Consider the following 22,841-nt stretch of genomic DNA (forward strand, 5'->3'; position numbering starts at 1 on the left):
TCACCGCAGTGCTCGGTGAGACTAGGAAGGTCTGGACCAATCGTCAAGAGGTTCAGGCCAAGGTTCGGAGCTGAGACCGTTCCCCCATATGCCGGTCGGCCTGCATATGCCGGTCGGCCTGAACCTCAGATGCTCAACTCCTGTGCCAGAACCGCCGCCTGGACGCGGCTGCGCAGCTCCAGTTTGCCCAGCAGCCTGCTGACATGCGTCTTCACTGTCGCCTCGGCCATCGAGAGCCGGACCGCGATCTCGGCATTCGACAGCCCGGCGCCGAGACAGCTCAGCACCTCTCGCTCGCGCCGGGTGAGCGCGTCGAGCACTGCCGGATCGGGCGTGTTCGCCCGCCGAACGGCGGAGGCACCGGCGAACTCCGCGATCAGGCGGCGCGTCACGGCCGGGGCGATCATCCCCTCGCCGCGCGCCACCGTACGCACCGCTTCGAGCAGGTCGTGCGCATCGGTGTTCTTCAGCAGGAAGCCCGCAGCCCCCGCCCGCAGAGCTCCGAAGACGTACTCGTCCAGATCGAACGTCGTCAGCACCAGCACATCCGCGAGCTTCTCGGCCACCACTTGACGGGTCGCCGACACCCCGTCCAGGCACGGCATCTGAATGTCCATCAGCACAAGGTCCGGCCGCAGTTCGCGGGCCAGGCGTACCGCCTCCTCGCCGTCCCCGGCCTCGCCGACGACCTCGATGTCCGGCGCGCTGCGCAGAATGAGCACCAGCCCCGCACGGACGGCCGACTGGTCCTCTGCGACCACAACCCGGATGGTCACGCCCTCACGGTCCCTTCCTCCACGGGCAGTTCGGCCCGCACCCGCCAGATCTTCGTTCCGTTGCCGGCGCTCACCGGACCCGCCTCGATCTCTCCGCCCAGCAGCGCCACTCTCTCCCGCATCCCCACCAGGCCGGCCCCCGACCCGGGTGCGCGCGGACCGGGACGGTCGCCGAACACACTGCTGACCTCCACCGTGAGCAGCTGCCCGGCCCGCCCGAGCCGCACCACGACCGGGCCGGGCACGGCGTGCTTGAGCGCGTTCGTCAGGGACTCCTGGACGATCCGGTAGGTGGCCAGCTCGACCGGCGCCGGAAGTGGGCCCTGCTCGCTGCGGGCGTCCTCGAAGGTGCAGGTCAGTCCGCTCGAGGCGGCGTTCGTACGGGTCTGCTCGACCAGTGCGTCCAGCGAGGCGAGCGTCGGCGAGGCGCTCGGCTCCGGGTCGGCGCCGCCGGTGCGCAGCAGCCCGATCAGCCGGCGCATCTCGGCGAGGGCGTCGACGCTGTTCTCCCGGATCACCCCCAGCGCATCGTGCGAGGTGTCGGGGTCGTCGATGGAGAGGGCGGCGGTGGAGTGGATGGCGATCGCGGAGAGATGGTTCGCCACCATGTCGTGCAGCTCGCGGGCCATCCGGGTGCGCTCGGCGGTCACCGCCTGGGCACGGTCCATCCCGGCCAGCAGCGCGATCTGATCGGCGCGCAGCCTGGCGGTCTCGGCGGCGTCGCGGTGGTTGCGGACACTGACCCCGGTGATGGCGGGCAGGAACGAGACCATTGCGGTGACGACGCCGATGAGCAGCGCCTGCGGAGTGCGGAACCACGCCAGGAACCCGATCGTGACCGCCACCGTGATCAGGAACGTGGTCACCGGGATACGGCGGGCGGCGGCCGGTGTCCCGTACAACACGGCTGCGTACATGAGATCGGTGAACATCAGGAACGTCGCCAGATTGCCGACCGTGAACTGGTCCGCGACCAGTGCGAGAGTGCCGAGGATCAGCGCCGTCTGCGGGGCGGTCCTGCGTACCAGCTCGAGCGCCGAGACGACGGCGAGCGGCAACAGGCAGATCCAGGGGGCGACGAAGGTCCGGTTGTCCTGCATGTGCAGCCCGAGCATCCACAGGAACAGACCGCCGAAGAGACCGCTGGCAGCGATGAGCAGGTCGTGGCGGTGAGGGCGGGCGTAGGGGAGCACCCTCCTATCCAACACGGCGGCTTCCCTCCAAACCTCCGTACTGGCGGCGAGGTACGAGTACATCGAAGTATGCAGGCACGGTTCGTCACTGCCGACGACGATTCCGGCTACCTCGGCCGGAAGACTGGAGCGGACGGAAAGGGGAAGTGCCGTGATCGTCACGCTGATCGTGCTCTGCGAAGTCGCCTTCTGGGTACTGCTGGCTGCGGGGCTCGCGCTGCGGTACCCGGCGAAGAAGCCGCGGCTGGGTGCGGCAGTGCTGCTGTGCGAGCCGCTGCTGGAGGTCGTGCTGCTGGTGGTGACGGCCATCGACCTGAAGAACGGGGCCGAGCCCGACTGGAAGCACGGTCTCGCCGCGGTCTATATCGGCTTCACAGTGGGGCTCGGCCACTCCACGATCCGCTGGGTCGACGCCCGGGTCGCCCACCGCTTCGCGGGCGGCCCACCGCCGGTGAAGCCGCCGAAGTACGGCATGGAGCGCGCGGCGCACGAATGGCGGGTCGCGGCGCGGTGGACGGTCGCGGCCGTGACAGCGCTGGCGCTGCTGCAGGCGGCGATCTGGTACGTGGGCAAGGACGGGGACGTGACGTCGCTGCAGTCGTGGCAGCAGAAGATGCTGTTCGTGATCGGGATCAACGTGGTCATCGCGGGGAGCTACACGGTGTTCCCGAAACGGTCACCGGGGGCGTCCTAGTGCCCGCAATCGCCGCACGGGCCTGAAACCCAAGCCCGTGCGGCGATAGGGGCTCAGTCGCTACCGTTCGCCGCCCGGTACCCACAGCACGTCGCCGACCTCCTTGTTCGCCGTCCTCGCGAGGATGAACAGCAGGTCGGAGAGACGGTTGAGATACGTCGCCGTCAGCGCGTTCATCACCTCGCCGTGCACCTCCAGCGCCGCCCACGTGGACCGCTCCGCACGCCGGACCACCGTGCACGCCTGGTGCAGCAGCGCCGCCCCCGGCGTGCCGCCCGGCAGGATGAAGCTGCGCAGCTTCTCCAGCTGCTCAAGGAAGTGGTCGCAGTCAGCCTCCAGCTTGTCGATGTAACTCTGCTCGACGCGCAGCGGCGGATACTTCGGATCCTCGACGACCGGGGTCGACAGATCCGCACCCACGTCGAACAGGTCGTTCTGCACGCGGGCAAGGACCTTGACGACATCCTCGGAGAGCTGCCCGAGCGCGATCGCCGTACCGATGACGGCATTTGCCTCATTGGTGTCGGCGTACGCGGAGATCCGCAGGTCAGTCTTGGCGGTCCGGCTCATATCGCCGAGGGAGGTGGTGCCCTGATCGCCGGTGCGGGTGTAGATACGTGTCAGATTGACCATGTGACCAGCCTAAGGGCTGTCCCGTAGGGCGTGTTCGGGTGTGAGTAGTTGGGGTACAGGAAATCCCGGTGAGAAGGATCATGGTCCGGCCATGTCAGATGTTGCGCTCCAGGACCGGCCGCGGTCGACGGCCCGGCGGGGGGTGGACGGTAGCCGGGCGGTGAGGCGAGGTGCTCGCAGAATCCGCCGTAGGCGGGGAACGCGACGCCCGTCTCCTTCTCCAGTGCTGGGAAGAAGCGCTTGGCGCGGATTGCGGTCGCTTACCCCGCTCCGGCGCATGCCTCCGCCTCTGCCAGGTACCGCGCCACCGGGCCCAGGGTCAGCATTCCGCTAGCGGCGCCGGCGTGTTCTGCACAGGCATCACGCAGGGCACCCGCAGCGTGCGCGGCGATTCCGCGCTCGCCGAGGCGTACGGCGGCGCGGGCGATCAGGCACCACATGGCCTCCTGCATGTGGTCACGCGGTGGTTCGTGCACCGCAGCGAGGGCGGTACGGGCCTCCTCGCCCCGGTCCTGCGCGAGCAGCACGAGGGGGCGCGTCCAGGGCCGGTACGGGCCCCAGTCGAGGTGCGGGTCGGTGGGCGCTGGCCGGTCGTGCATCAGGCGCAGTCCCAGTAGGGCGAGCGGGAACAGGCCGCGGTGCAGCCCCGGCATCCCGGCCGTCCGGAGGGCGTTCTCGGCGGCGCGGTAGTGCGCTGCTGCCGTGGCGGCGGTCGGTCCGCCGGGTTCGGCGCTGCGGGCGGCCGTGGCCCGGGCCCTGAACCACCCAGTGAGGACGGAGACGAGGGGTGCCTCGGTGGTGGCGGCGAGTTGGTCGGCTGCATTGGCGTGCGAGGTCGCGGCGTCGAGGTCGCCGAGGGCCGAGGCGGATTGCAGGCGGACGAGTCGGCCGAGTACGGCGAAGTTCGGCAGCTCGTGCCGGGTGGCCAGGTCGAGGATCTCGGCGCCGATCTGGTCCCGTGCCGCCGCGAGCCCGGGGCGGGTGAAGGACTGCAGGAACACCCCGTTGAGGGCGAAGGCCAGCAGGGCGGGATCGGCCAGCTCCCGTGCCAGTGCCTCGGCCTGACGCGCCGCCTGCTGCGCGTGCTTCAGCTCGTTCCCGGACAGATCGGCGCTGCGGCTCTCGACGGCGACCGTGGCCAGAAGGCGGGCGAGAAGGTCGGCGGGGCCGTCTGGGCCTAGCCCGGTGAGCGTGCGCTCGGCAGCCGCGACGACGGCGCGGGACTGCTCGGGGTCGTCGGCCCGGCTCCAGATGGCGGGCACGTCGTAGGCGCCGATGATCCGGGCGGTCAGGGAGAGGTCTCCCGTGCGTTCCGCCGCCTGGACGGCGGCGAGGCGGTCGCGCCGAGAGTGGACGAGGGCGTCGCCACCCGCCAGTGCGAGGGTGCGGGCCAGATCCACGGTGGTGCGCGGGCCGAGCCGGACACCATGGCCAGTCCACGCGGTACGCGCGCCTTCGAGGGGCGCGGACCCGTTGAGGATGTCCATCTCCAGGCGCTGAAAGTCGGCACCGGGGTCGAGTCCGAGTTGGTCAACGAGCATCGCGCGGGCGCGGCGGAGGGTGGCCAGCGCGTCGACCTGGCGGCCCGCGCGGTACAGCGCGCGGGCAAGCAGCCCCCAGGCCGGCTCACGCCACGGGTGTTCGGCGACATGGGCACCCAGTTCGGCGACGAGATCGGCCCCTCCCCCGGAGCCGAGGAGGATGCGGGCGCGCAGTTCCACCCCCTCCAACCTCAATTCCTCCAGCCGGGACCGCTCGCGCTGCGCCCATGCGGAGCCGGTCACATCGGCGTAGGCGGATCCGCGCCAGGTCGCGAGTGCCGCGCCGAGGTCGGTCACCGCGTCGGGGTTGCGGCGGGTTCGGGCCAGGATGTCCTGGAACCGATGGACGTCCACGTCCTCGCGCGGCAGGCGCAGCGCGTAGCCGGGACCTTCGGTGACGATGACGCGCGGCGGATTGCGGGGTGGCCGGTCGGGTTCAAGGGCGCGGCGCAGCGCGGCGACGAACGTACGCAAAGCACCCACGGCGCGGGCAGGCGGATCGGTCCACAGGTCATCGACAAGGGTGTCGGTGGTGACCATCCGTCCCTCAGCGGCGACGAGCCGGGCGAGTACCTCACGATGGCGGGGTCCGCCCAGGTCAACCGGGCTGCCGTCGTCGCGGAGGAGGGCCCGCACCACACCGAGCACGTCGATTCGCATGCCCTCATCCTCCGTGCCAGGGGCCGGCTGCGCCCAACCGTACTGATCGGCTGCTGATCGCCGTCGCCCAAGCTGATCCGGTCAAGTCCCCGACCCGAAAGGGTGGTCCCTCATGACGCTCACCATTCCTGGCTTCGATCACGTCCGCCTGCCTGGTGCGGACGATGTGGAGCTGGCTGCCGCTGTCGGCGGCAGCGGCAGCCCGGTCGTGCTGTTGCACGGCTTTCCCCAGACCCACCTGATGTGGCGACACGTCGCCGAGCGGCTCGCCGACGAGCACACGGTGATCTGTCCTGACCTGCGGGGCTACGGCGCCAGCGACAAGCCGACGGCCACCGACCCCGATGTGTACGCCAAGCGCACCATGGCCGCCGACGTCGTGACCCTGGCGGCGGCGCTCGGCCACGAGCGCTTTGCCCTCGTCGGCCACGACCGAGGCGCCCTGGTCGCCTTCCGGGCGGGGTTGGACCACCCTGAGACCATCACGCACCTGGGCATCCTCGACATCGTGCCGACGCTCGACATGTGGAACGTCCTGCATGGCGCCTCGGCGGCGGTCGGCTACCACCTCTTCCTGATGGCGCAGCCGCCGGGCCTGCCGGAGGCGATGATCGCAGGCAGCGCGGACGCGTTCTTCGGCTCGTTCCTCGACGCCTGGGCCAACGACCCGACCGCCACGCCCGAGGATGTGCGTGCCGAATACCTGCGCGCGAGCGCCGCGGCGGTGACGTCGATCGTCGCGGACTACCGGGCCTCGGCGGACATCGACGTCATGCACGACCAGGCGGACCTGGACGCCGGGTCGCAACTGGCCATGCCCGTGACGGTCGTCCAGCAGGACTGGGGCGCGCAGCTCGGCTACGACGCTGCCGGGGTGTGGAAGGCGTGGGCGCCGGACCTGGACCACCGGCTGACCAGCGCCGGGCACTTCATGGCCGAAGAGGCACCCGACGAGATCGCGGCGGCGATCCAGGGCCTGCTGGCCCGTTGAGCCTCCTGCTGCCGGGCGAAAACGCCGAGTCGTATCCACTCGTCGCGGCGGTTTCGGATCGTGGTGGCCGAGCAGGCCGTGTCAGCGACGGCCTCGTAAGAGCAGCCGAGTACAGATGCGTCTGGTGTTGTCCAAGTCTGGCTCGGCGCTGGCTACTTCGTCCACACGGACTTGCCGACGCGTCGTCGTGATCAGGTTCCGGCGGCGCCGTTCGCGATCGCAAGTGTTCGATGGTCAGGTGGGCTCTGCGGCGATCCGGCCATCGAAAAGGTGCTGGTCGAGGTATCGGCGCGGCGGATGCCGGTCGTCGCCCGTTCCTCGAACGTTTAACCGGCTGTCGCTGCAAAACGTTGCGTGCCACATCTAAGTTTCCTGTGGCTATCGGAAGAAGGGACTCATGGACCCACACCTCGCAGTCCGGGCTCGCGGGATCACCAAGTGTTTCGGCGACGTCGTTGCACTCGACGGCATCGATCTGGATGTGGCGCAGGGGCAGATCCACGGCTTGGTCGGACCGAACGGTGCGGGCAAGACGACGCGTTCGCTCACCTCTACCGCTTGCAGACCCAGCAGCTCAACCGCCCCGCCGTCACCGAGGCGCACCTGCGGGTCACGGCGGCGTGCAACAAGAGCGGCGGCCAGGTCGCCCCGCATGGGGCGGGGCGGGCAACGACTGGCGTTGCGTCGTCACTTGGCATCTCCCCGGCTTCGAGGCCGCAGGGACGGCCATCTACCAGCTTGACGTCGCCTCAGACGGGCGGTTCGTGGCCGATGGCGACGGACCGAAGGAAGTGAACGGCTACTTCCCGGTGCGGACCCCGACCGGAGACGCACCGAACCCGCTTTGGCAGTTCGACGGCAATGTCGAACTGCTCGACACCACCCCGAAGGGATAATTCCATGCAGGTAACACGGCAGCGTCGGATTACCGAGAAGGCACAGATCAGCCTTTTCGGTAGGCGCGTCGGCCGCCGGACCACTCTGGTAACGGCGGGCATCGCTGTCGCCCTCGCCGTCACGGGCACCGCTGTTGCCCAGACGCACCAGTTCGGCACCCAGCAGGTCGGCCAGGTCACCGCTGACGGCCAGGTCGTCTCCGACAACCAGTACATCAACCCGTTCGGCGAGCGCCTCGTCATCAACGACGGCAAGATCATGTCGTCCTCGGTCAGCCCGGACGGCACCCACGTCGCGGCCTCGCTCGCCTCCAGTGGAATGGCGCTCGCCATCGTGGACCTGAAGAACTGGAAGGTGCAGCAGCGCGTCGGCAACAACGCGTCGGCGGATCTGCGCATCGGCAGCAACTCCGTGGGCCAGGAAGGCCCCACGTACTCGCCCGACGGTTCGCAGCTGTGGTTGGGCCAGACCGACGGCTACACCAAGTTCACCGTGAACCCGGACGGCACCCTCTCCAACCCGGTGACCATCAAGATCCCGGCGGACGGGTCCAAGCGTGCGCTGGTGGGTGAGCCGGTGTTCTCGGCCGACGGCTCCACCGTGTACTCCGCGGTCAACGGCCAGAACCGGGTGGTCGCCATCGACGCGGCGACCGGGGCCATCCAGCAGAGCTGGGCCGTGGGCATCGCTCCCCGTGGTATGGCCATGGTCGGCGACAATCTCTACGTCAGCAACGAGGGCGGGCGTCCAGCGAAGCCCGGCGAGACCACGATGAACTCCTACGGCACCCAGGTGCCGGCCAACCCTGACACCGGTGCCTCCACCACCGGCACGGTCAGCGTCATCAACCTGGCGGACCCGTCCGCCGCCGTCGGGAGCATCGATGTCGGTCTGCACCCGACCGCGGTGTACGCCAAGGACGGGGCGGTGTTCGTCACCAACACCGCCGACGACGACGTGTCGGTCATCGACACCGCCAGCGACCAGGTCGTGCAGACCATCGCTACCCAGCCGTGGCCGCAGGCGTCGGCGGGCTACGAGCCCAACGCGGTGACGCTCACCGACGACGGTCACCTGCTAGTGACGCTCGGCCGCGCCAACGCCGTCGCTGTCTACCGGTACACCTCCCCGCAGGAGCCGGTCAGCTACGTCGGCCTGCTCCCGACGGACTACTTCCCCGCGGAGATCACCACCGTCGGCAACGAGGTGGTGGTCTCCAACACTCGTGGTATCGACGCCCGTCGCCCCGGACGTCCGGGCGGGTACAGCACCTACGACCTGACGTCGAGCCTGACGCGGTTCACGCTGCCGGACGACGACGTCATCAAGTCCGAGACCGGCAAGGTTTTCAAGCAAAACGGCTGGAACGGCGGCGCGGTCACGCTGACCGAGGGCAAGGGCGACGCGAAGCCGGCGCCGGTCCCGCTGCGGCTCGGCGACCCCTCGACGATCAAGTACGTCTACCTGGTCATCAAGGAGAACCGGACCTACGACCAGGTCTTCGGTGACATGCCGCAGGGCAATGGCGACCCGTCGCTGGCGCAGTTCGGCGAGAACGTGACGCCGAACCAGCACGAGTTGGCTCGGCAGTTCGGGCTGTATGACAACACGTACGACATCGGCACGAACTCAGCCGAGGGTCACAGCTGGCTGATGCAGGCCGACACCCCGGAGTACACCGAGTCCCAGGCCGGTGACTACAAGCGCAGCTACGCTTCCGAGAACGACGTTCTCGGCCACCAGAAGTCCGGCTTCATCTGGACCGGTGCGCAGGCGGCTGGGCAGTCCGTCAAGGACTTCGGCGAGTTCCAGTCGTTCCAAAGCAAGCCGTCCGGCGCGTCCTGGCAGAACCTGTACTGCGACGCCAAGAAGATGGACGCGACCGGGCAGCCGAGCGCCTACTCCATTCGAGGGGGCTCGGCGATCCCGTCGCTCAACAAGGTGGCGGTGCCCGGCTACCCGAATGCGTCCGACATCAGCGTCCCGGACGTCTACAAGTACCAAGTCTGGAAGCAGGACTTCGAGAAGAACGGTCCGGCGAACCTGAACCTGATAGCGCTCCCGAACAACCACACTGGTGGTCCGTCGAGCGCGGCAGCCGCGGTCGCGGACAACGACCTCGCGGTCGGCAGGATGGTCGACACGATCTCGCACAGCGAGTACTGGAAGGAGTCGGCGATCTTCGTTGTCGAGGACGACGCGCAGGCCGGCCTCGACCACGTCGACGGCCACCGTGCCCCGATCCAGATCATCAGCCCCTGGGCCCAGCACGACAAGGTCGACAGCCACTACTACTCCCAGATCACGATGATCCGGACCATCGAGCAGATCCTCGGGATCCAGCCGATGAACCAGAAGGACAGCGCGGCCAGCCCGATGCGTGGGGCGTTCAAACAGAACCCGGACTTCACGCCGTTCAATGCGCTGCCCAATCGGGTCTCGCTGACCCAAGGCATGAAGCCTCTGCCCTCCTGCGGCGCGGACATCCCGGCGCCGCAGGACACCAAGGCGGCGCCCGCGCCCATGTCTGCAACGGTGCCGGCGGACAAGCAGGCGGTCGCGGCAGAGTGGGAGAAGTGGAAGTCGAAGCAGCGGCTGACCGGACCCAACGCCGTGCTCGACTACGCGAACCCCGCGCAGATGAACCACTTCACGTGGTACGAGACGCACGAGTGGAAGAAGCCGTACCCCGGCGAGGACAAGATCTTCGCGCCCGAGGACGTGCCGGGCGCCTACATCCCGTCGTCGGAGTCCGACGGCTGACGTCTGACGGCAGTCTGAGAGGCGGCTGCCGGTAAAACGGCCCGGGCCGTGGTCGGTCGGGTCACCCCCTCCCGAGATCCCGGACCATACCCGGGCCAACGTCTGCCCGTATCCCTTCACACGGCGCGTTTGTACTGGTCAGAGCCATGCAGACGGTGTACCACCAGCAGACGAAGAATCTTCTGGTGTCGTACTCCCCGAAGAAGCTCGGCTTCTTCCAAGGTCGCGCGGATAGGCGCAGTGGACGACCTCGGCTGCAGAACGAGCGCAGGCCCTTGGTGATCACGGAGTTGCGACGTTCTGTGATCACTGGGGAGACCTGTGCCCGCGCTGCCATCATGGCTGGCTGAACCGCTCTGGGACCAATTCGCGGCCCTGCTGCCCGAGCGGCCGGAGTTCCACCCGGACCATCCGCTCGGCTGCCACCGCCGGCACATCAGCGACCGGGTCATCTTCGACAAGCTCCTGCAACTGCTGCGCTTCTGCTGCTCTTACGAGGCGGTCGCTGACACGGCCTGCTCGGCCACCACGATCCGAAACCGCCGCGACGAGTGGATACGACTCGGCGTTTTCGCCCGGCTCAAGCAGATCGCGATGGAGTCCTACGACCGAATCGTCGGCCTCGTCCTCGACCAGATTGCCGTCGACGGTCCATCACCAAGGCTCCCGGAGGCGGCGAGGCCGCCGGACGCTCACCGGTCGACCGCGGCAAACAGGGCCTCAAACGCTCGGGCATGACGGACGGATACGGCATTCCCCTGGAACGCGTCCTGGCCGGTGCCAACCGCCACGACTCTCCGCTGCTGGCTCCGACCCTGGACCTGCTGGCGGACCTGGGGCCGCTGCCCGAGGACATCACCGTGCACCTGGACGCCGGCTATGACTCGGACAAGACCCGCGCCGAACTCGCCGCGCGCAGTCTGCACGGCCGCATCGCGCACAAGGGCGAGAAGGCGCCGATCCAACAACTACGCCCGGCGCGCTGCCGGATGACGTGTGCCGGTGTGATGTCCGTCATGTGAGACGTGACGCGCATCTCTTCACGGCCCCAAGCTCCCTCACGGGTACTAATCTCCGCCGGAGAACATGTGAACAACTGTTAGGGCTTGTCTGGGGTTGTGGTCCGGAGCCTGGATCACAACCCCGGACAGGCTCTAGGACCGGGCCGTGCAGGGACCAGCTGCAGAGGCGAACAGAAACCAAGGGGTGCACACATGGCCAGGAAGCTCGCCGTCATCGGAGCCGGACTCATGGGAGCCGGCATCGCGCAGGTCTCCGCCCAGGCGGGCTGGGACGTCGTGCTGCGTGATGTCACCGACGAGGCACTGATGCGCGGTCGTGACGGCATCAAGGCCTCGTACGACAAGTTCGTTTCCAAGGGGAAGCTGGAGGCGGCCGACGCCGGTGCCGCGCTCGACCGCATCACCACCACCACCGACCTCGACGCGGTCGCCGACGCGGATGTCGTCGTCGAGGCCGTCTTCGAGAAGCTCGAGGTCAAGCACGAGATCTTCCGGGCACTCGACAAGATCGTCCGAGACGACACCGTCCTCGCCTCCAACACCTCCGCAATCCCGATCACCAAGATCGCGGCCGTCACGGAGCGCCCCGAGCGCGTCGTCGGGGTGCACTTCTTCTCGCCGGTTCCGATGATGCAGCTCTGCGAACTCGTGCGCGGCTACAAGACCAGCGACGAAACCCTCGCCACCGCAAGGGAGTTCGCCGAGTCCGTCGGCAAGACCTGCATCGTCGTCAACCGTGACGTGGCCGGCTTCGTCACCACCCGGCTGATCTCGGCGCTCGTCGTCGAGGCCGCCAAGCTGTACGAGTCGGGTGTGGCCTCGGCCGAGGACATCGACATCGCCTGCAAGCTGGGCTTCGGTCACGCGATGGGCCCCCTGGCCACGGCGGACCTGACCGGGGTCGACATCCTGCTGCACGCCACGAGCAACATCTACACCGAGTCCCAGGACGAGAAGTTCGCCGCGCCGGAGCTGATGCGCCGGATGGTGGATGCAGGTGACATCGGCCGCAAGAGCGGGCAGGGCTTCTACACGTACTGATCTTTTTCGGTCCTTCGGTTGCCTGATCTGCCGTCGGTCAGGCCCGGAGGCCCGGAGGTCCGGGGGGCGTTTTCCGGAATCGGTGGATCCGCATGGGTCCTCGCCGGGCCTTACGACCTCACCCACGATTGGCACTGCGACGCCGCTGACCATCGTGGGCGAGGTCGTTAGTCACTCCACGGGGCGAATTCGGTATCGGTTCGCTTACAGACGGCAACTTCCCTGTCGCTGTCGCAGTCAGTTGTGGCAGAGACAGAACAGACAGACGAACCTTGCTATGGAGCAATTCCGGGGAGCGCATATGCACATCAGGGGCGACCACGCCGAGCTGGTCGTCGGGGGCCGCCTCGACGTCCGTAGCGCGGCGGACGCCCGTACGGCCCTGCACTCGGCCCTCGACGACGGAGTCGGCGACCTGGTGCTCGACCTGACCGAGCTGGATTCCTGGGACGCCACCGGGCTCGGTGTCATCATGGGCGCACACCGCCGGGCCGGACGGGCCGGACGGCGGCTGGTGCTCCGCGGCGTGCCGCCGCAGATGCAGCGCCTGTTGGTGGCGACCCGGCTGCACCGCATTCTGGCCATCGAGGGCGGGATCGCCGCAGACTTTCTGCCGCGCGTGTAGGGCCTGTCCGGCTTCGGCCCGGCAGACGGGCCGAAGCCGTGCGGCGGGGCCGAAGGCGTACAATCCGCACGAGAATGTGCGCTTCGGGCGGCGTAGGCCCCCGACTGTGCGCGGACGTTGTGCGACGGTCTAGGGTTCGGCGCGTCCGCCGATTGACGAACCCACCGGGCGGACACCGGGCCAGAAGCGACAGCGGGCGTGCGAGGCCGGGAGGGGCAGGCAACGTGCGCGACGCGTCTGGGGGCTTTGGCAATGGACCCGACACACCGGGATCCGGAAGAGTACGGTCGGGACAATGACAGCTCCGGTGCGGGAAGGGGAGGCCCCATCCCAAGCTCTCAGCTTCGTCCGAGCAGGGGAGGCCCCATCACTCCGGATTTCGGTAAGCAAACGCCGCAGGCGCGTGTCGTCCGGCTCATATCGGGTGACTACCTCCTCACCGTCAACCCGGTCGACGGCAGCGAGGTCGAGCTGTGCCCGCCGGGGGAGCAGCCCGATCCGCCGGTCCGGCGCTCCGCGGCCGACCGCGCCGACCACGAACGCGCCAGCGCACCGCCCGTGCCGCCGGGGCCGCCCGTCCCCCAGCCGCCCCTCCTGGAGCGTGCGGAAGAGCGCGAACGGCTGGCACGCCTGCTGGCCCGCGGCCGCTCGGTGCGGCTCACCGGACCGGCCGGATCCGGCCGTACAGCACTGCTGAACGCCGTCGCCGCCGACTGCGCGGACCTCGCACCGGACGGAGTCGTACGACTCTCCGGCTACAAGCGGACCGCCACCGACCTGCTGTACGGGCTCTTCGAGGCCGTCCATGACGCGCAGCTGCACCGGCCCGATCGCGCCGGTCTCCTCGAAAAGGTCCGGAGCATCGGCGCCGTCGTCGTACTCGACGACCTGGAATTCGGCGGGGCCGCCCTGGAGGAGCTGCTTGACGCCACTCCGGAGTGCGCCTTCCTGTTCGCGACGACTCCGGATGTCGCCGCGCCCACCCCGGACTCGTACCTCGAAGAGGTCTTCCTCGCGGGGCTCGGCCGCAGCTCGTCGATCGAACTGCTGGAGCAGGTCGTCGAGCGTCCGCTCACCGACGAGGAGGCGAACTGGGCGGGAGACCTCTGGTTCGAGTCCGAGGGGCTGCCGCTGCGCTTCGTCCAGGCGGGCGCCCTGCTGCGCCAGCGCGACATGCTGCGCACCGACCCCGACGCGTACGGCGGCCTCGGCGGCCGGCCCGCCGATTCACCCTTCGGGCACGACGAGGACATCGACGGTGTCTACATACCGCTGCCCAGCCTCGGCGAGGGCGCGGCGCCCGCCGCACTGCTTGCCTCACGGCTGAGCGGGCCCGCCCGCGACACCCTGCGCTTCGCGGTCGCACTCGGCGGCGAGGTGCCGCACCAGGCGCACCTGCCGGCGCTCGTGGGGGACACTCACGCCGACGCCGCGCTCGGTGAACTGGCCGGCTGCGGGCTGCTCTCACCGGCCGGTCCCCGCTACCGGCTGGCCGCCGGAGTCCTCGTCCAGTTGGAGGCCGCCGGATACGGCGAGGACAGAACCGACCGGGCCCGGACAGCGGCCCAGCACTACGCCTGGTGGGCCGGGCACCCCTCGGTCACCTCCGTACGGGCGACAGTCGAGGCCGACGCCATCATCGCGGCGATGGCACAGCTTGTCCCCGGCGACGGGGCGGGGCAGGCCGGCGTGGCCGTGCTACTGGCCCGCAGCGCCTCCCCGGCCTTCGCGGCAGGACTGCACTGGGGCGCCTGGGAGAGGGCCCTACGGATCGGCCAGGAGGCGGCCAGGATCGCCGGAGAGTTCGCCGAAGAGGCTTACTTCCACCACGAGTTGGGCGTCCTCGCGCTCTGCACCGGCAATCCGGACCGGGCCAGGGCAGAGCTGGAGACCGCGATCAGCATGCGCGGGGCGCTCGCCGACAAGTCGGGCGCGGTGGCCGGGCGACGCGCGCTCGCCCTGGTGGAGGACTGCTCCGGTGGTCCGCTGCCCAGCGGGCCTGTCCCGGTGGGCGATGACGTGCCGGGCCCACGGTTCGAGGAGACGGTGCCCTCGCCCGTCGTCCCGACGACAGCCGTGACGCAGACGCTGCCCGGGTCATACGAGGACGCCACCGCGGTGATGTCCCGGCAGAGCGCCCCCACAGCCGCCTCAGGCGCGCGCAGAGGCCGTTTCGGAGTACTGGGCGGGGCCCGGCGGAATCTGGTCGCGGCGGGCGCGGGCGTCCTCCTGGCCGGTGTGCTCGGCACGGTGGTGGCGCTGGGGATGACGTCCGGCAATGGCGATGCCCAGGGGAATCCCGGTGTCACGACCCAGGAGTCGGCGAGTCAGGACGACAGCGGGGAGGGAGTCCCGGCCGACGGACCGACGGACGGTCCGACCCCCGGAGACACGGCATCCGGCGGCAGCGCGGTGACGTCGGACCCATCGAGCAGTCAGGGCACGCCTGGCGTGAGCGGTACGCCGTCCACGGACTCGACGGGGCCGAGCGGCACCCCGTCGTCGGACGCGCCGTCCAGCGGCACCCCGTCTTCGGGCAATCCGACCGACTCGTCCAGCCCGACGAAGTCGCCCACGCCGACGGAGTCGAGCAGCCCGAGCCCCGCTCCGACGGAGACCGACCCCCCGGAGCCGACGGAATCGGCAACCGAGACCCCTCCGGCGTCGCCGAACACCTCCGACTCTGCGAGCGGGCCTTCTTCGTCGTCAGCGGCGGCCAGTGCGGACAGCGGTCCGACGGTGGCCTGAGAGCCTGTCGGAGGTCACCCGACAGGCTCTGAAAGGGTGTCGGGTGGCCTCCGGCCGCGTGTGTGCCATGGCGTGGCCGCCCGGTCGGAGTCACCCGACACCCTCTGAGCAGGTCGCCGAACGCCGGACGGGCCCTGCACGTCCGGCGTTCGCAGCAGGTCAGAACAGGCGCAGTTTGTCGTCCTCGATGCCGCGCAGCGCGTCGTAGTCGAGCACGACACAGCCGATCCCGCGGTCCGTCGCCAGCACCCGCGCCTGCGGCTTGATCTCCTGCGCCGCGAAGATGCCCTTCACGGGGGCGAGGTGCGGGTCGCGGTTGAGCAGCTCCAGATAGCGGGTCAGCTGCTCCACGCCGTCGATGTCGCCGCGCCGCTTCAACTCCACGGCAACGGTCTGGCCGTCGGCGTCCCGGCACAGGATGTCGACCGGTCCGATGGCGGTGAAGTACTCACGGCGGATCAGGGTGTAGCCCTCGCCGAGGGTCTCGATCCGGTCAGCGAGGAGCTCCTGCAGATGTGCTTCGACGCCGTCCTTGATGAGGCCCGGGTCGACACCCAGCTCATGGGACGAGTCATGGAGGACTTCCTCCATCGTGATGATCAGTTTCTCGCCCGCCTTGTTGACCACGGTCCAGACGCCCGCAGTGTCGTCGGCGCCCTCCTTGAGGGTGCAGGGCGGTGACATCCAGTTGAGAGGTTTGTACGCCCTGTCGTCTGCGTGGATCGACACGCTCCCGTCCGCCTTCACCAGGATCAGACGGGGAGCGGAGGGCAGGTGGGCGGTGAGCCGGCCGGCGTAGTCCACGGAGCAGCGGGCGATGACGAGACGCATGGTCGGCAACGCTACTCGACGACGGGTGCTCCACGCGATTCTCCCTTGTCCGTCCCCCCCGTCCCGGACCCGGGCCCCAGAGGCTTGCCCCTCTTTGCTCCTCTTCGTTATTGGCCGGTTGTGTTCCCAATCTCCTGGTGCGGCCAGGACTGCGCCCTTACCGTGGAAGCAGGAGGTCGCCGTCTGTGCACGCTACGTCGCCGCCCTCCTTCCATGCCCGTAAGGCCCCGGCCCGGCGTCGGGGTCGCGAGAGGAGTACCCATGTCGCTCGACGTCTCACCGGCGCTGTTGGAACAGGCCGAGCGAGGCGAGGTCGACGAAGCCGACTTCGTCGACTGCGTCCGGACCTCCCTGCCCTATGCATGGGAGATGATCAGCTCTCTGGTGGCTCAGCTGAAGGTCGACGGCGGAGAGTTCGCCGACAACCAGACGCCCCCGCCGGACGAGCAGGCACGTGGTCAGCTGCTGCGCGCGCTCGCGAGTGATGCGATACGCGGCGCTCTGCAGCGGCACTTCGGGGTGCGTCTGGCATTCCAGAACTGCCACCGCGTCGCGGTGTTCCCGCTGGACGCCTCGGTCGACGAGCGTCTGGCCCGCTTCACCTCGGTGAGGGGCCAGTTGCTCAATCAGTCGCCCGAACTACGGGACTGCTAAGCGTTCTGCTGCCGTTTCGGGGCGCGGGAGGCGCACCTGGTTCCGGGGCGGCAGCCCCCGTACCTCTCATGCGAGCAGCGGCAGTACTTCGGTGCCCAGCCGCGCTACGTTCGCCTCCGTGGCCGCCAGATCTCCCGAACCCTCCACGAGGAGTGCGAAGCGGGTGATGCCTGTCCGCTCGGCGGTAGCGGCGAGCCGGTCGGCCGCGAGCCGCGGCGGTCCCACTGCATGAAGGCCGCACAGCAGCTCCGTATAGGCGACCGGGTCGCGCATCACCCGGCGCCGGCCGTCGACCGTCACATGGGCGTCCAGGCCCTGCCGCAGCCAGCCGGGCATCGCCTTCACGAGCGTCTCCACGGCGTCCTCGGCACGGTCGGCGATCTGGGCCACCCCTGCGGACACATGTCCGGTCTCCTGGACGCTCTCGGGCGAGCGGCCCGCGGCGAGGGCGGTGGAGCGCCACAGGGCGACCATCTCGGCCTTCTCCTCGTCCCCGCAGTGCATGCCGAGCAGCATCGGCAGGCCGTTCTCCGCGGCGAGCTTCACCGTTTTCGGCGAGGTGCACGCGACGATCACCTCAAGGCCGCCGGGGCTCTCGCCGCCGTCCACGTCGAGCAGTTCGTCGGCCCGGGGGACGACCGACACCTCGCGGAAGCCGTACCGCTCCCCGCTGCCCGCCACCCGTGGCTTGGCCAGCCAGTCGAGCAACAGCCCCAAGGACTCCGGGAAGCCCTTCTCGTACGCCTCCAGGCCCCCTCCGAACACCTCCAGATCCACCCAGGGGCCGCCCCGGCCGACGCCGAGCGTGAACCTGCCGCCGCTGGTGAGATGGAGCAGCGCGGCCTGTTCGCCCAGCGCGACCGGATGCTGGGTCGGCAGCACGCTCACCGCCGTACCCACTTGGATTCTCCGGGTGCGGCCGAGCAGCAGCGCGGCCAGGGTGACGGCGGACGGGCAGACCCCGTACGGCACGAAATGATGTTCTGCCAGCCAGACCGAGTCGAGCCCGGATTCCTCCGCGACCTCGGCGGACCGGATCGCGCGATGCAGCGCTTCCCCCGGCCCCTGTCCCGGAAACTGGGCTGCCAGTACGAACGTTCCCACACGCATCGCCAATTGCCTCCTTGCGGCCGACGCGGCTTCCGTACTGGCAACAACGTCCGACACGTGCCAAAGGCACGGTCCAGCGGCGGGTTGTTGCGATTTTCCGGTAACTCACCCCGTCCCGGGTGCCGTCCCGTGCGGTGTGGGGCGCCCGGCTCGGCCAAATGGCCCTACGCTGGACGGGACCTGTCCAGCCTGCCCCGTGAGGTGTTACGTGTCCCCGCGCCGCAACCGCCCCCGAGGCGGCGAAAGTCCCCACGAGAGCGCAGCGGTGCCAGGGGCCCGGTACGGCGGCGGCGGACGCACCGAACAGTGGCGGGGCGAGGAGTGGTCGGTCCGCCCGGTGAGCGGCGCGAGCGCGGCCGGCAAGCGGTATCGCTGCCCCGGCTGCGACCAGGAGATTCCGTCCGGCGTTCCGCACCTGGTGGCCTGGTCGGAGTACGGCGGGGTCGACGACCGCAGGCACTGGCACAAGGCCTGCTGGAACGCGAAGGACCGCCGCACCACGCAGGTGCAGCGGTCCAGGAACGCGCCTCGCTACTGACCCCCGGAGAACGGCGACGGCCAGAGGTCACCCGACAGCTTCCCAGCCTCAGACGTCGCGCTTCTCCAGCGACAGGTACGCACCGATCAGGGCCACGCCCGCGACGCCGAGCATGATCCACAGCGGTTCCCAGCCGGACGGCCCCGACCCGGTGACCGAGGTGTCGTAGAACGCACTGAGCTGGCTGGGGATCGAGTACGCGAAGAGCGCCTGCTGCAGGTCGCCGAGCGACTCCGAGAACATGAACATGGCTGCCACCAGTGGCAGCAGCACCACCCCGATCATGATCGTGATGGCACCCGCGGAGTGCCGGATGAGAGCGCCGACCGCGAGTGAGAGCAGCCCCAGGGCCGCGATGTAGAGGCCGACGCCGACCGTGGCGCGCAGCCACTCGTCACCGGTGGGCGTCACACCGCCGAGGATGGCCGTCTGCAACGCGCCGACCAGCGCGGTCGTCACGGTCGTGATGACGAACGTGAGCAGGAAGAAGACGATCGCCTTCGCGGTCAGCACGCGCGCACGGCTGGGGCAGGCCGTCAGCGTCGTACGGATCAGGCCGGTGCCGTACTCGGAGGCGATGGTCATCACGCCGAGCGTGATCACACAGATCGAACCGAGGAGCACCCCGAAGAAGCCGAAGCTGAGCACCGGGACGTCGCCGATGTCGGTATCGGTCGCGTTCGTGGTCGTGGCCACCAGCAGCCCGAGGCCGAGCAGCAGCACGATCATGACGCCGAGCGTCCACATCGTGGAGCGCACCGAGCGGATCTTGGTCCACTCGGAGGCGAGCGCATCGCCGAGGGTGGCGCGCCGCAGCGGGATCGGTGAGGCGTACAGCGCGGCCGATGCGGCCTGCCAGTCCTGCTGCTGGTACGGCGCCTGCGGGGTCGGCGGTGTGGTCATCGGGCGTCCTCGCTGGTCTCACGCTTGGTCAGGTCTGCAGGGGCTGTGTCGGCCGCCGCCGGAGCTGCAGGGGCAGGGCCGGCTGGTGCCGCCGGGGCTTCCGCGTACGGGTTCTGTCCGGGCGGTGGCGGGGCGTACCAGCCCTGCTGCGGCATCTGAGGGACCGGCGGCTGCGGCACCCCGTAACCGGGCTGCTGTCCGTACCCACCGTGCACCGGCTGCTGCAGCCCGGCCTTCTGGTCCGTCGTGGAGCGGTAGTCCACGGCGCCCTGCGTCATCCGCATGTACGCCTCCTCGAGCGAGGCCTGGTGCGGCGAGAGCTCCCACAGCCGGACGTCCGACTCGTGAGCCAGATCGCTGATCTGCGGCAGCTGCAGACCGGTGATGCGCAGGGCCCCGTCCGGCTCCGACATGACCTGGCCGCCCGCCTCGGTGAGCGAGGCGGTCAGTTTCTCCCGCTGCTCCTGCACACCGTCCGCGACCCGCACCCGGGCGAAGCCGGCCGAATTGACGGCGATGAAGTCCTTGACGCTCATGTCGGCGAGCAGCTGCCCACGGCCGATCACGATCAGATGGTCGGCGGTGAGTGCCATTTCGCTCATCAGATGCGAGGAGACGAAGACCGTACGGCCCTCCGACGCCAGCATCTTCATCAGATTGCGGACCCAGAGGATGCCCTCGGGGTCGAGACCGTTGACGGGCTCGTCGAAGAGCAGCACCTGCGGGTCTCCGAGCAGCGCCGCCGCGATGCCGAGCCGCTGGCCCATACCGAGCGAGAAGCCCTTGGAGCGCTTCCGCGCGACGTCGTGGAGACCGACGACACCGAGCACCTCGTCGACCCGGGCGGCCGGGATGCCGGCGAGCTGGGCGAGCGAGAGGAGGTGGTTACGGGCGCTGCGCCCGCCGTGCACCGCCTTCGCGTCCAGCAGCGCACCCACCTGCCGCGGAGCGTTCGGCAGGCTGCGGAAGGGATGGCCGCCGATCGTGACATGGCCGGAAGTCGGCCGGTCCAGGCCCAGCATCATGCGCATGGTGGTGGACTTGCCCGACCCGTTGGGACCGAGGAATCCAGTGACAGTACCCGGCCGCACCTGGAAGGAAAGGTTGTATACGGCTGTCTTCGCGCCGTAGCGCTTGGTCAGGCCGACTGCCTCGATCATGCTCCAGCCCCATCGACTTTGTCTGTCGTCGGGGCCGGGCCGTCCGGCCACACGCCCCCCGTAAGAGTTAGGAGGATATCCAGGCCTTGACGGTTCCGGCCAAGTCGCTACGAGAGTTCATCGTCTCCCCGACAGAGCGGACGGAGTACTTCCGGGCCCGTCAGGTCATGCGCCGGCCCGTCGCCGTGCGTCCGTCCGTCAGTCGTGCATCCGTCCAACGGCCCTGCGCCCGCCCGCCGCTCATGCGTCCCGCTTCTTCAGGACGAGATAGCCGCCGGCCAGCGCGGCCGCCACCCATGCGACCAGAATGCCGAGCCCGCCCCACGGCCCGTACGGAGCAGAGTTGCTGTTCATGGCGTCCGGAACCACCTGCATGATCTCGGATCCGGCCTGGTCGGGGAAGTAACGGGCGACCTTCTTCGTGCCCGGGACCATCGACAGGATCCGGGAGACCAGGAAGAAGAACGGCATCAGGATGCCGAGCGACAGCATGGAGCTGCGCAGCATCGTCGCCACTCCCATGGAGAAGATCCCGATCAGACCCATGTAGAGGCCGCCGCCGACGACCGCGCGCAGAACATTGTCCGCACCGATGTACGTGCGGTGGTCGCCGAGGAGGGACTGCCCGAGGAAGAACGAGACGAAGCTGGTGGCGATGCCGACCACCAGGGCCAGCACACCGGCCACCGCGACCTTGCTGAAGAGGAACGAACTGCGCTGGGGCACGGCCGCCAGCGAGGTGCGGATCATGCCCGAGCTGTACTCCGTACCGACGACCAGCACACCGAAGACGACCATGGCCAGCTGGCCGAGGACCATGCCGGAGAAGCTGATGAGGGTCGGGTCGAAAGTGACCCTCTCCATCACGGGAAGGTCGTCGAACTGGGCGTTCATCAAGGCACAGAGTGCCGCACTCATTGCGACGGTGACGACGAACGCGGAGATCAGGGTCCACACGGTCGACGAGACCGTACGGATCTTGGTCCACTCGGAGGCAAGGACCGCGGGTACCGATGCCATCGTCGTCACATCCTCTTGCTGCCGGTGCCGGAGGCGGTCTGCTGGTTCCACTGATCGCCCCAGTGCGGGCCCACGGGCGGCGCCGCCTCACCGAGCTCCGCGTGTGCGTGGTACTCCACGGAGTCCGCCGTCATCTGCATGAACGCCTCCTCCAGGGAGGCCCGCTGGGAACTCAGCTCGTGCAGCACGATCTGATGCCGGGCGGCGAGCTCGCCCAGCGCCTCGGTGGCGGCACCGTCGATCTCCAGCGTGCCGCTGCCCGCCTCGACCACGATCAGGCCCTCCTCGTGCAGCACATCGCGCAGCCGCTCCTGCTGCGGGGAGCGCAGCCGTACATAACTGCGAGAGTTCCGGTGGATGAAGTCCGCCATCGAGGTGTCGGCGAGCAGCCGGCCCTGGCCGATCACGATCAAATGGTCCGCGGTGAGTGCCATTTCGCTCATCAGATGCGAGGAGACGAAGATCGTCCGGCCTTCCGCGGCGAGCGCCTTCATCAGGGTGCGGATCCAGTGAATTCCCTCGGGGTCCAGACCGTTGACGGGCTCGTCGAAGAGCAGCACCTGCGGGTCTCCGAGCAGCGCCGCCGCGATGCCGAGCCGCTGGCTCATGCCGAGGGAGAACCTCTTCGACTTCTTCCTCGCCACCGCGCTCAGACCGACGGTGTCCAGCACCTCCGCGACCCGGCTCTCCGGGATGCGATTGCTCTGCGCGAGGCAGAGCAGATTGTTGTACGCGCTGCGCCCGCCGTGCATCGACTTCGCGTCCAGCAGCGCCCCGATGCACTTGAGGGGTTCTTCCAGGTCGCGGTAGTGCCTGCCGTCGATGCGCACCGAACCGCTGGTCGGGTTGTCGAGATCGAGCATCATCCGCATCGTCGTGGATTTGCCCGCACCGTTGGGGCCCAGAAAGCCCGTCACCATTCCCGGCCTGACGCGGCATGAAAGCCGGTCGACGGCAACCTTGTTGCCAAAGCGCTTGGTGAGGCCTTCGAGCTCGATCATGCGGTCACGCTAAAACGGCAGCGCGCCCGGCGCCACCACA

Annotated in this window: 18 protein-coding genes and 4 pseudogenes; 11 read left to right on the forward strand and 11 right to left on the reverse strand. The window is 69.1% G+C overall.

Going from position 1 to position 22,841, the window contains the following annotated elements:
* Positions 1-125 precede the first annotated feature (125 nt).
* Positions 126-776: a response regulator gene (locus ABT115_RS14205; protein ID WP_351788405.1), complete on the reverse strand. Its 651-nt coding sequence runs from the start codon at positions 774-776 to the stop codon at positions 126-128.
* Complete coding sequence (locus ABT115_RS14210) at positions 773-1,969, reverse strand: sensor histidine kinase (RefSeq protein WP_351788568.1); 1,197 nt, start codon at positions 1,967-1,969, stop codon at positions 773-775. Before ABT115_RS14210 ends, ABT115_RS14205 begins: the two co-directional genes overlap by 4 nt.
* A 151-nt stretch (positions 1,970-2,120) precedes the next feature.
* On the opposite strand from ABT115_RS14210, the gene ABT115_RS14215 reads away from it, so the two are divergent.
* Positions 2,121-2,663, forward strand: coding sequence for a hypothetical protein (locus ABT115_RS14215; RefSeq protein ID WP_351788408.1), 543 nt, complete (start codon positions 2,121-2,123; stop codon positions 2,661-2,663).
* Positions 2,664-2,723: 60 nt separating this feature from the next.
* Here the strand turns inward: ABT115_RS14215 and ABT115_RS14220 are convergent, their stop codons facing one another.
* Both ABT115_RS14220 and ABT115_RS14225 read right to left on the reverse strand, forming a co-directional pair.
* The gene (locus ABT115_RS14220; protein WP_351788411.1) at positions 2,724-3,296 is read right to left on the reverse strand and encodes a cob(I)yrinic acid a,c-diamide adenosyltransferase; all 573 of its coding nucleotides are present in this window, start codon (positions 3,294-3,296) and stop codon (positions 2,724-2,726) included.
* Positions 3,297-3,556: 260 nt separating this feature from the next.
* Entirely contained in the window at positions 3,557-5,497 is a 1,941-nt protein-coding gene (locus ABT115_RS14225) for an AfsR/SARP family transcriptional regulator (protein WP_351788414.1), read from the reverse strand.
* Between the two features lie 112 nt (positions 5,498-5,609).
* Between ABT115_RS14225 and ABT115_RS14230 the strand changes: the two genes are divergently transcribed.
* Positions 5,610-6,488 (forward strand): alpha/beta fold hydrolase, encoded by an 879-nt coding sequence (locus tag ABT115_RS14230; protein ID WP_351788417.1) that lies wholly within the window; start codon positions 5,610-5,612, stop codon positions 6,486-6,488.
* Positions 6,489-6,499: 11 nt separating this feature from the next.
* Here ABT115_RS14230 and ABT115_RS14235 read toward each other — a convergent pair.
* Positions 6,500-6,595, reverse strand: a pseudogene (locus ABT115_RS14235) (IS5/IS1182 family transposase); the annotation flags it as partial.
* Positions 6,596-6,885: 290 nt separating this feature from the next.
* Between ABT115_RS14235 and ABT115_RS14240 the strand changes: the two are divergent.
* From ABT115_RS14240 to ABT115_RS14270, 7 genes and pseudogenes are all read left to right on the forward strand, one after another.
* Positions 6,886-7,026 (forward strand): annotated as a pseudogene (locus tag ABT115_RS14240) (ATP-binding cassette domain-containing protein); the annotation flags it as partial.
* A 2-nt stretch (positions 7,027-7,028) separates the two neighbouring features.
* Positions 7,029-7,384 (forward strand): annotated as a pseudogene (locus ABT115_RS14245) (ABC transporter permease); the annotation flags it as partial.
* Positions 7,385-7,388: 4 nt separating this feature from the next.
* Complete coding sequence (locus ABT115_RS14250) at positions 7,389-10,148, forward strand: alkaline phosphatase family protein (RefSeq protein WP_351788420.1); 2,760 nt, start codon at positions 7,389-7,391, stop codon at positions 10,146-10,148.
* A 321-nt stretch (positions 10,149-10,469) separates the two neighbouring features.
* Positions 10,470-11,113: pseudogene (locus tag ABT115_RS14255) on the forward strand (IS5 family transposase); the annotation flags it as partial.
* Between the two features lie 249 nt (positions 11,114-11,362).
* Positions 11,363-12,211, forward strand: a complete 849-nt coding sequence (locus ABT115_RS14260) for a 3-hydroxyacyl-CoA dehydrogenase family protein (RefSeq protein WP_351788423.1) — start codon at positions 11,363-11,365, stop codon at positions 12,209-12,211.
* Positions 12,212-12,512: 301 nt separating this feature from the next.
* Positions 12,513-12,836: an STAS domain-containing protein gene (locus ABT115_RS14265; RefSeq protein ID WP_351788426.1), complete on the forward strand. Its 324-nt coding sequence runs from the start codon at positions 12,513-12,515 to the stop codon at positions 12,834-12,836.
* A gap of 252 nt (positions 12,837-13,088) precedes the next feature.
* Complete coding sequence (locus tag ABT115_RS14270; protein WP_351788429.1) at positions 13,089-15,584, forward strand: ATP-binding protein; 2,496 nt, start codon at positions 13,089-13,091, stop codon at positions 15,582-15,584.
* Between the two features lie 159 nt (positions 15,585-15,743).
* Here ABT115_RS14270 and nucS read toward each other — a convergent pair whose 3' ends face one another.
* Positions 15,744-16,415, reverse strand: coding sequence for an endonuclease NucS (gene nucS / locus ABT115_RS14275; protein ID WP_351788432.1), 672 nt, complete (start codon positions 16,413-16,415; stop codon positions 15,744-15,746).
* Positions 16,416-16,676: 261 nt separating this feature from the next.
* On the opposite strand from nucS, the gene ABT115_RS14280 reads away from it, so the two are divergent.
* Positions 16,677-17,069, forward strand: a complete 393-nt coding sequence (locus ABT115_RS14280; RefSeq protein WP_030971516.1) for an SCO5389 family protein — start codon at positions 16,677-16,679, stop codon at positions 17,067-17,069.
* A gap of 66 nt (positions 17,070-17,135) precedes the next feature.
* On the opposite strand, the gene ABT115_RS14285 is transcribed toward ABT115_RS14280, so the two are convergent.
* Positions 17,136-18,179 carry an LLM class flavin-dependent oxidoreductase gene (locus ABT115_RS14285; protein ID WP_351788437.1) on the reverse strand — a complete coding sequence of 348 codons (1,044 nt, stop codon included), beginning with the start codon at positions 18,177-18,179 and terminating at the stop codon, positions 17,136-17,138.
* A gap of 208 nt (positions 18,180-18,387) precedes the next feature.
* Here ABT115_RS14285 and ABT115_RS14290 point away from each other — a divergent pair, with 208 nt between their 5' ends.
* A complete protein-coding gene (locus ABT115_RS14290; protein ID WP_351788440.1) occupies positions 18,388-18,717 on the forward strand; it encodes an Rv1322 family protein in 330 nt (109 codons plus the stop codon).
* Positions 18,718-18,765: 48 nt separating this feature from the next.
* Here ABT115_RS14290 and ABT115_RS14295 read toward each other — a convergent pair whose 3' ends face one another.
* From ABT115_RS14295 to ABT115_RS14310, 4 genes are all read right to left on the reverse strand, one after another.
* A complete protein-coding gene (locus ABT115_RS14295; protein ID WP_351788443.1) occupies positions 18,766-19,620 on the reverse strand; it encodes an ABC transporter permease in 855 nt (284 codons plus the stop codon).
* Positions 19,617-20,780: an ABC transporter ATP-binding protein gene (locus ABT115_RS14300; protein ID WP_351788446.1), complete on the reverse strand. Its 1,164-nt coding sequence runs from the start codon at positions 20,778-20,780 to the stop codon at positions 19,617-19,619. Before ABT115_RS14300 ends, ABT115_RS14295 begins: the two co-directional genes overlap by 4 nt.
* Positions 20,781-21,020: 240 nt before the next feature.
* Positions 21,021-21,800 carry an ABC transporter permease gene (locus ABT115_RS14305; protein ID WP_351788448.1) on the reverse strand — a complete coding sequence of 260 codons (780 nt, stop codon included), beginning with the start codon at positions 21,798-21,800 and terminating at the stop codon, positions 21,021-21,023.
* A 5-nt stretch (positions 21,801-21,805) separates the two neighbouring features.
* Positions 21,806-22,801, reverse strand: a complete 996-nt coding sequence (locus ABT115_RS14310) for an ABC transporter ATP-binding protein (RefSeq protein WP_351788451.1) — start codon at positions 22,799-22,801, stop codon at positions 21,806-21,808.
* Between the last annotated feature and the right edge of the window lie 40 nt (positions 22,802-22,841).

Origin of the sequence: Streptomyces sp. NPDC001832, assembly GCF_040297265.1 — a bacterium.
In the GTDB taxonomy this organism is placed as follows: Bacteria; Actinomycetota; Actinomycetes; order Streptomycetales; family Streptomycetaceae; genus Streptomyces.

What these genes read in the sequence shown, in the direction of transcription:
- ABT115_RS14280 (WP_030971516.1), top strand. Translation starts at nt 16,677, where the DNA reads ATGTCGCTCGACGTCTCACCGGCGCTGTTGGAACAGGCCGAGCGAGGC.
- ABT115_RS14305 (WP_351788448.1), bottom strand. Translation starts at nt 21,800, where the DNA reads ATGGCATCGGTACCCGCGGTCCTTGCCTCCGAGTGGACCAAGATCCGT.
- ABT115_RS14230 (WP_351788417.1), top strand. Translation starts at nt 5,610, where the DNA reads ATGACGCTCACCATTCCTGGCTTCGATCACGTCCGCCTGCCTGGTGCG.
- ABT115_RS14295 (WP_351788443.1), bottom strand. Translation starts at nt 19,620, where the DNA reads ATGACCACACCGCCGACCCCGCAGGCGCCGTACCAGCAGCAGGACTGG.
- ABT115_RS14260 (WP_351788423.1), top strand. Translation starts at nt 11,363, where the DNA reads ATGGCCAGGAAGCTCGCCGTCATCGGAGCCGGACTCATGGGAGCCGGC.
- nucS (WP_351788432.1), bottom strand. Translation starts at nt 16,415, where the DNA reads ATGCGTCTCGTCATCGCCCGCTGCTCCGTGGACTACGCCGGCCGGCTC.
- ABT115_RS14300 (WP_351788446.1), bottom strand. Translation starts at nt 20,780, where the DNA reads ATGATCGAGGCAGTCGGCCTGACCAAGCGCTACGGCGCGAAGACAGCC.
- ABT115_RS14285 (WP_351788437.1), bottom strand. Translation starts at nt 18,179, where the DNA reads ATGCGTGTGGGAACGTTCGTACTGGCAGCCCAGTTTCCGGGACAGGGG.
- ABT115_RS14220 (WP_351788411.1), bottom strand. Translation starts at nt 3,296, where the DNA reads ATGGTCAATCTGACACGTATCTACACCCGCACCGGCGATCAGGGCACC.
- ABT115_RS14250 (WP_351788420.1), top strand. Translation starts at nt 7,389, where the DNA reads ATGCAGGTAACACGGCAGCGTCGGATTACCGAGAAGGCACAGATCAGC.
- ABT115_RS14270 (WP_351788429.1), top strand. Translation starts at nt 13,089, where the DNA reads ATGGACCCGACACACCGGGATCCGGAAGAGTACGGTCGGGACAATGAC.
- ABT115_RS14225 (WP_351788414.1), bottom strand. Translation starts at nt 5,497, where the DNA reads ATGCGAATCGACGTGCTCGGTGTGGTGCGGGCCCTCCTCCGCGACGAC.
- ABT115_RS14310 (WP_351788451.1), bottom strand. Translation starts at nt 22,801, where the DNA reads ATGATCGAGCTCGAAGGCCTCACCAAGCGCTTTGGCAACAAGGTTGCC.
- ABT115_RS14265 (WP_351788426.1), top strand. Translation starts at nt 12,513, where the DNA reads ATGCACATCAGGGGCGACCACGCCGAGCTGGTCGTCGGGGGCCGCCTC.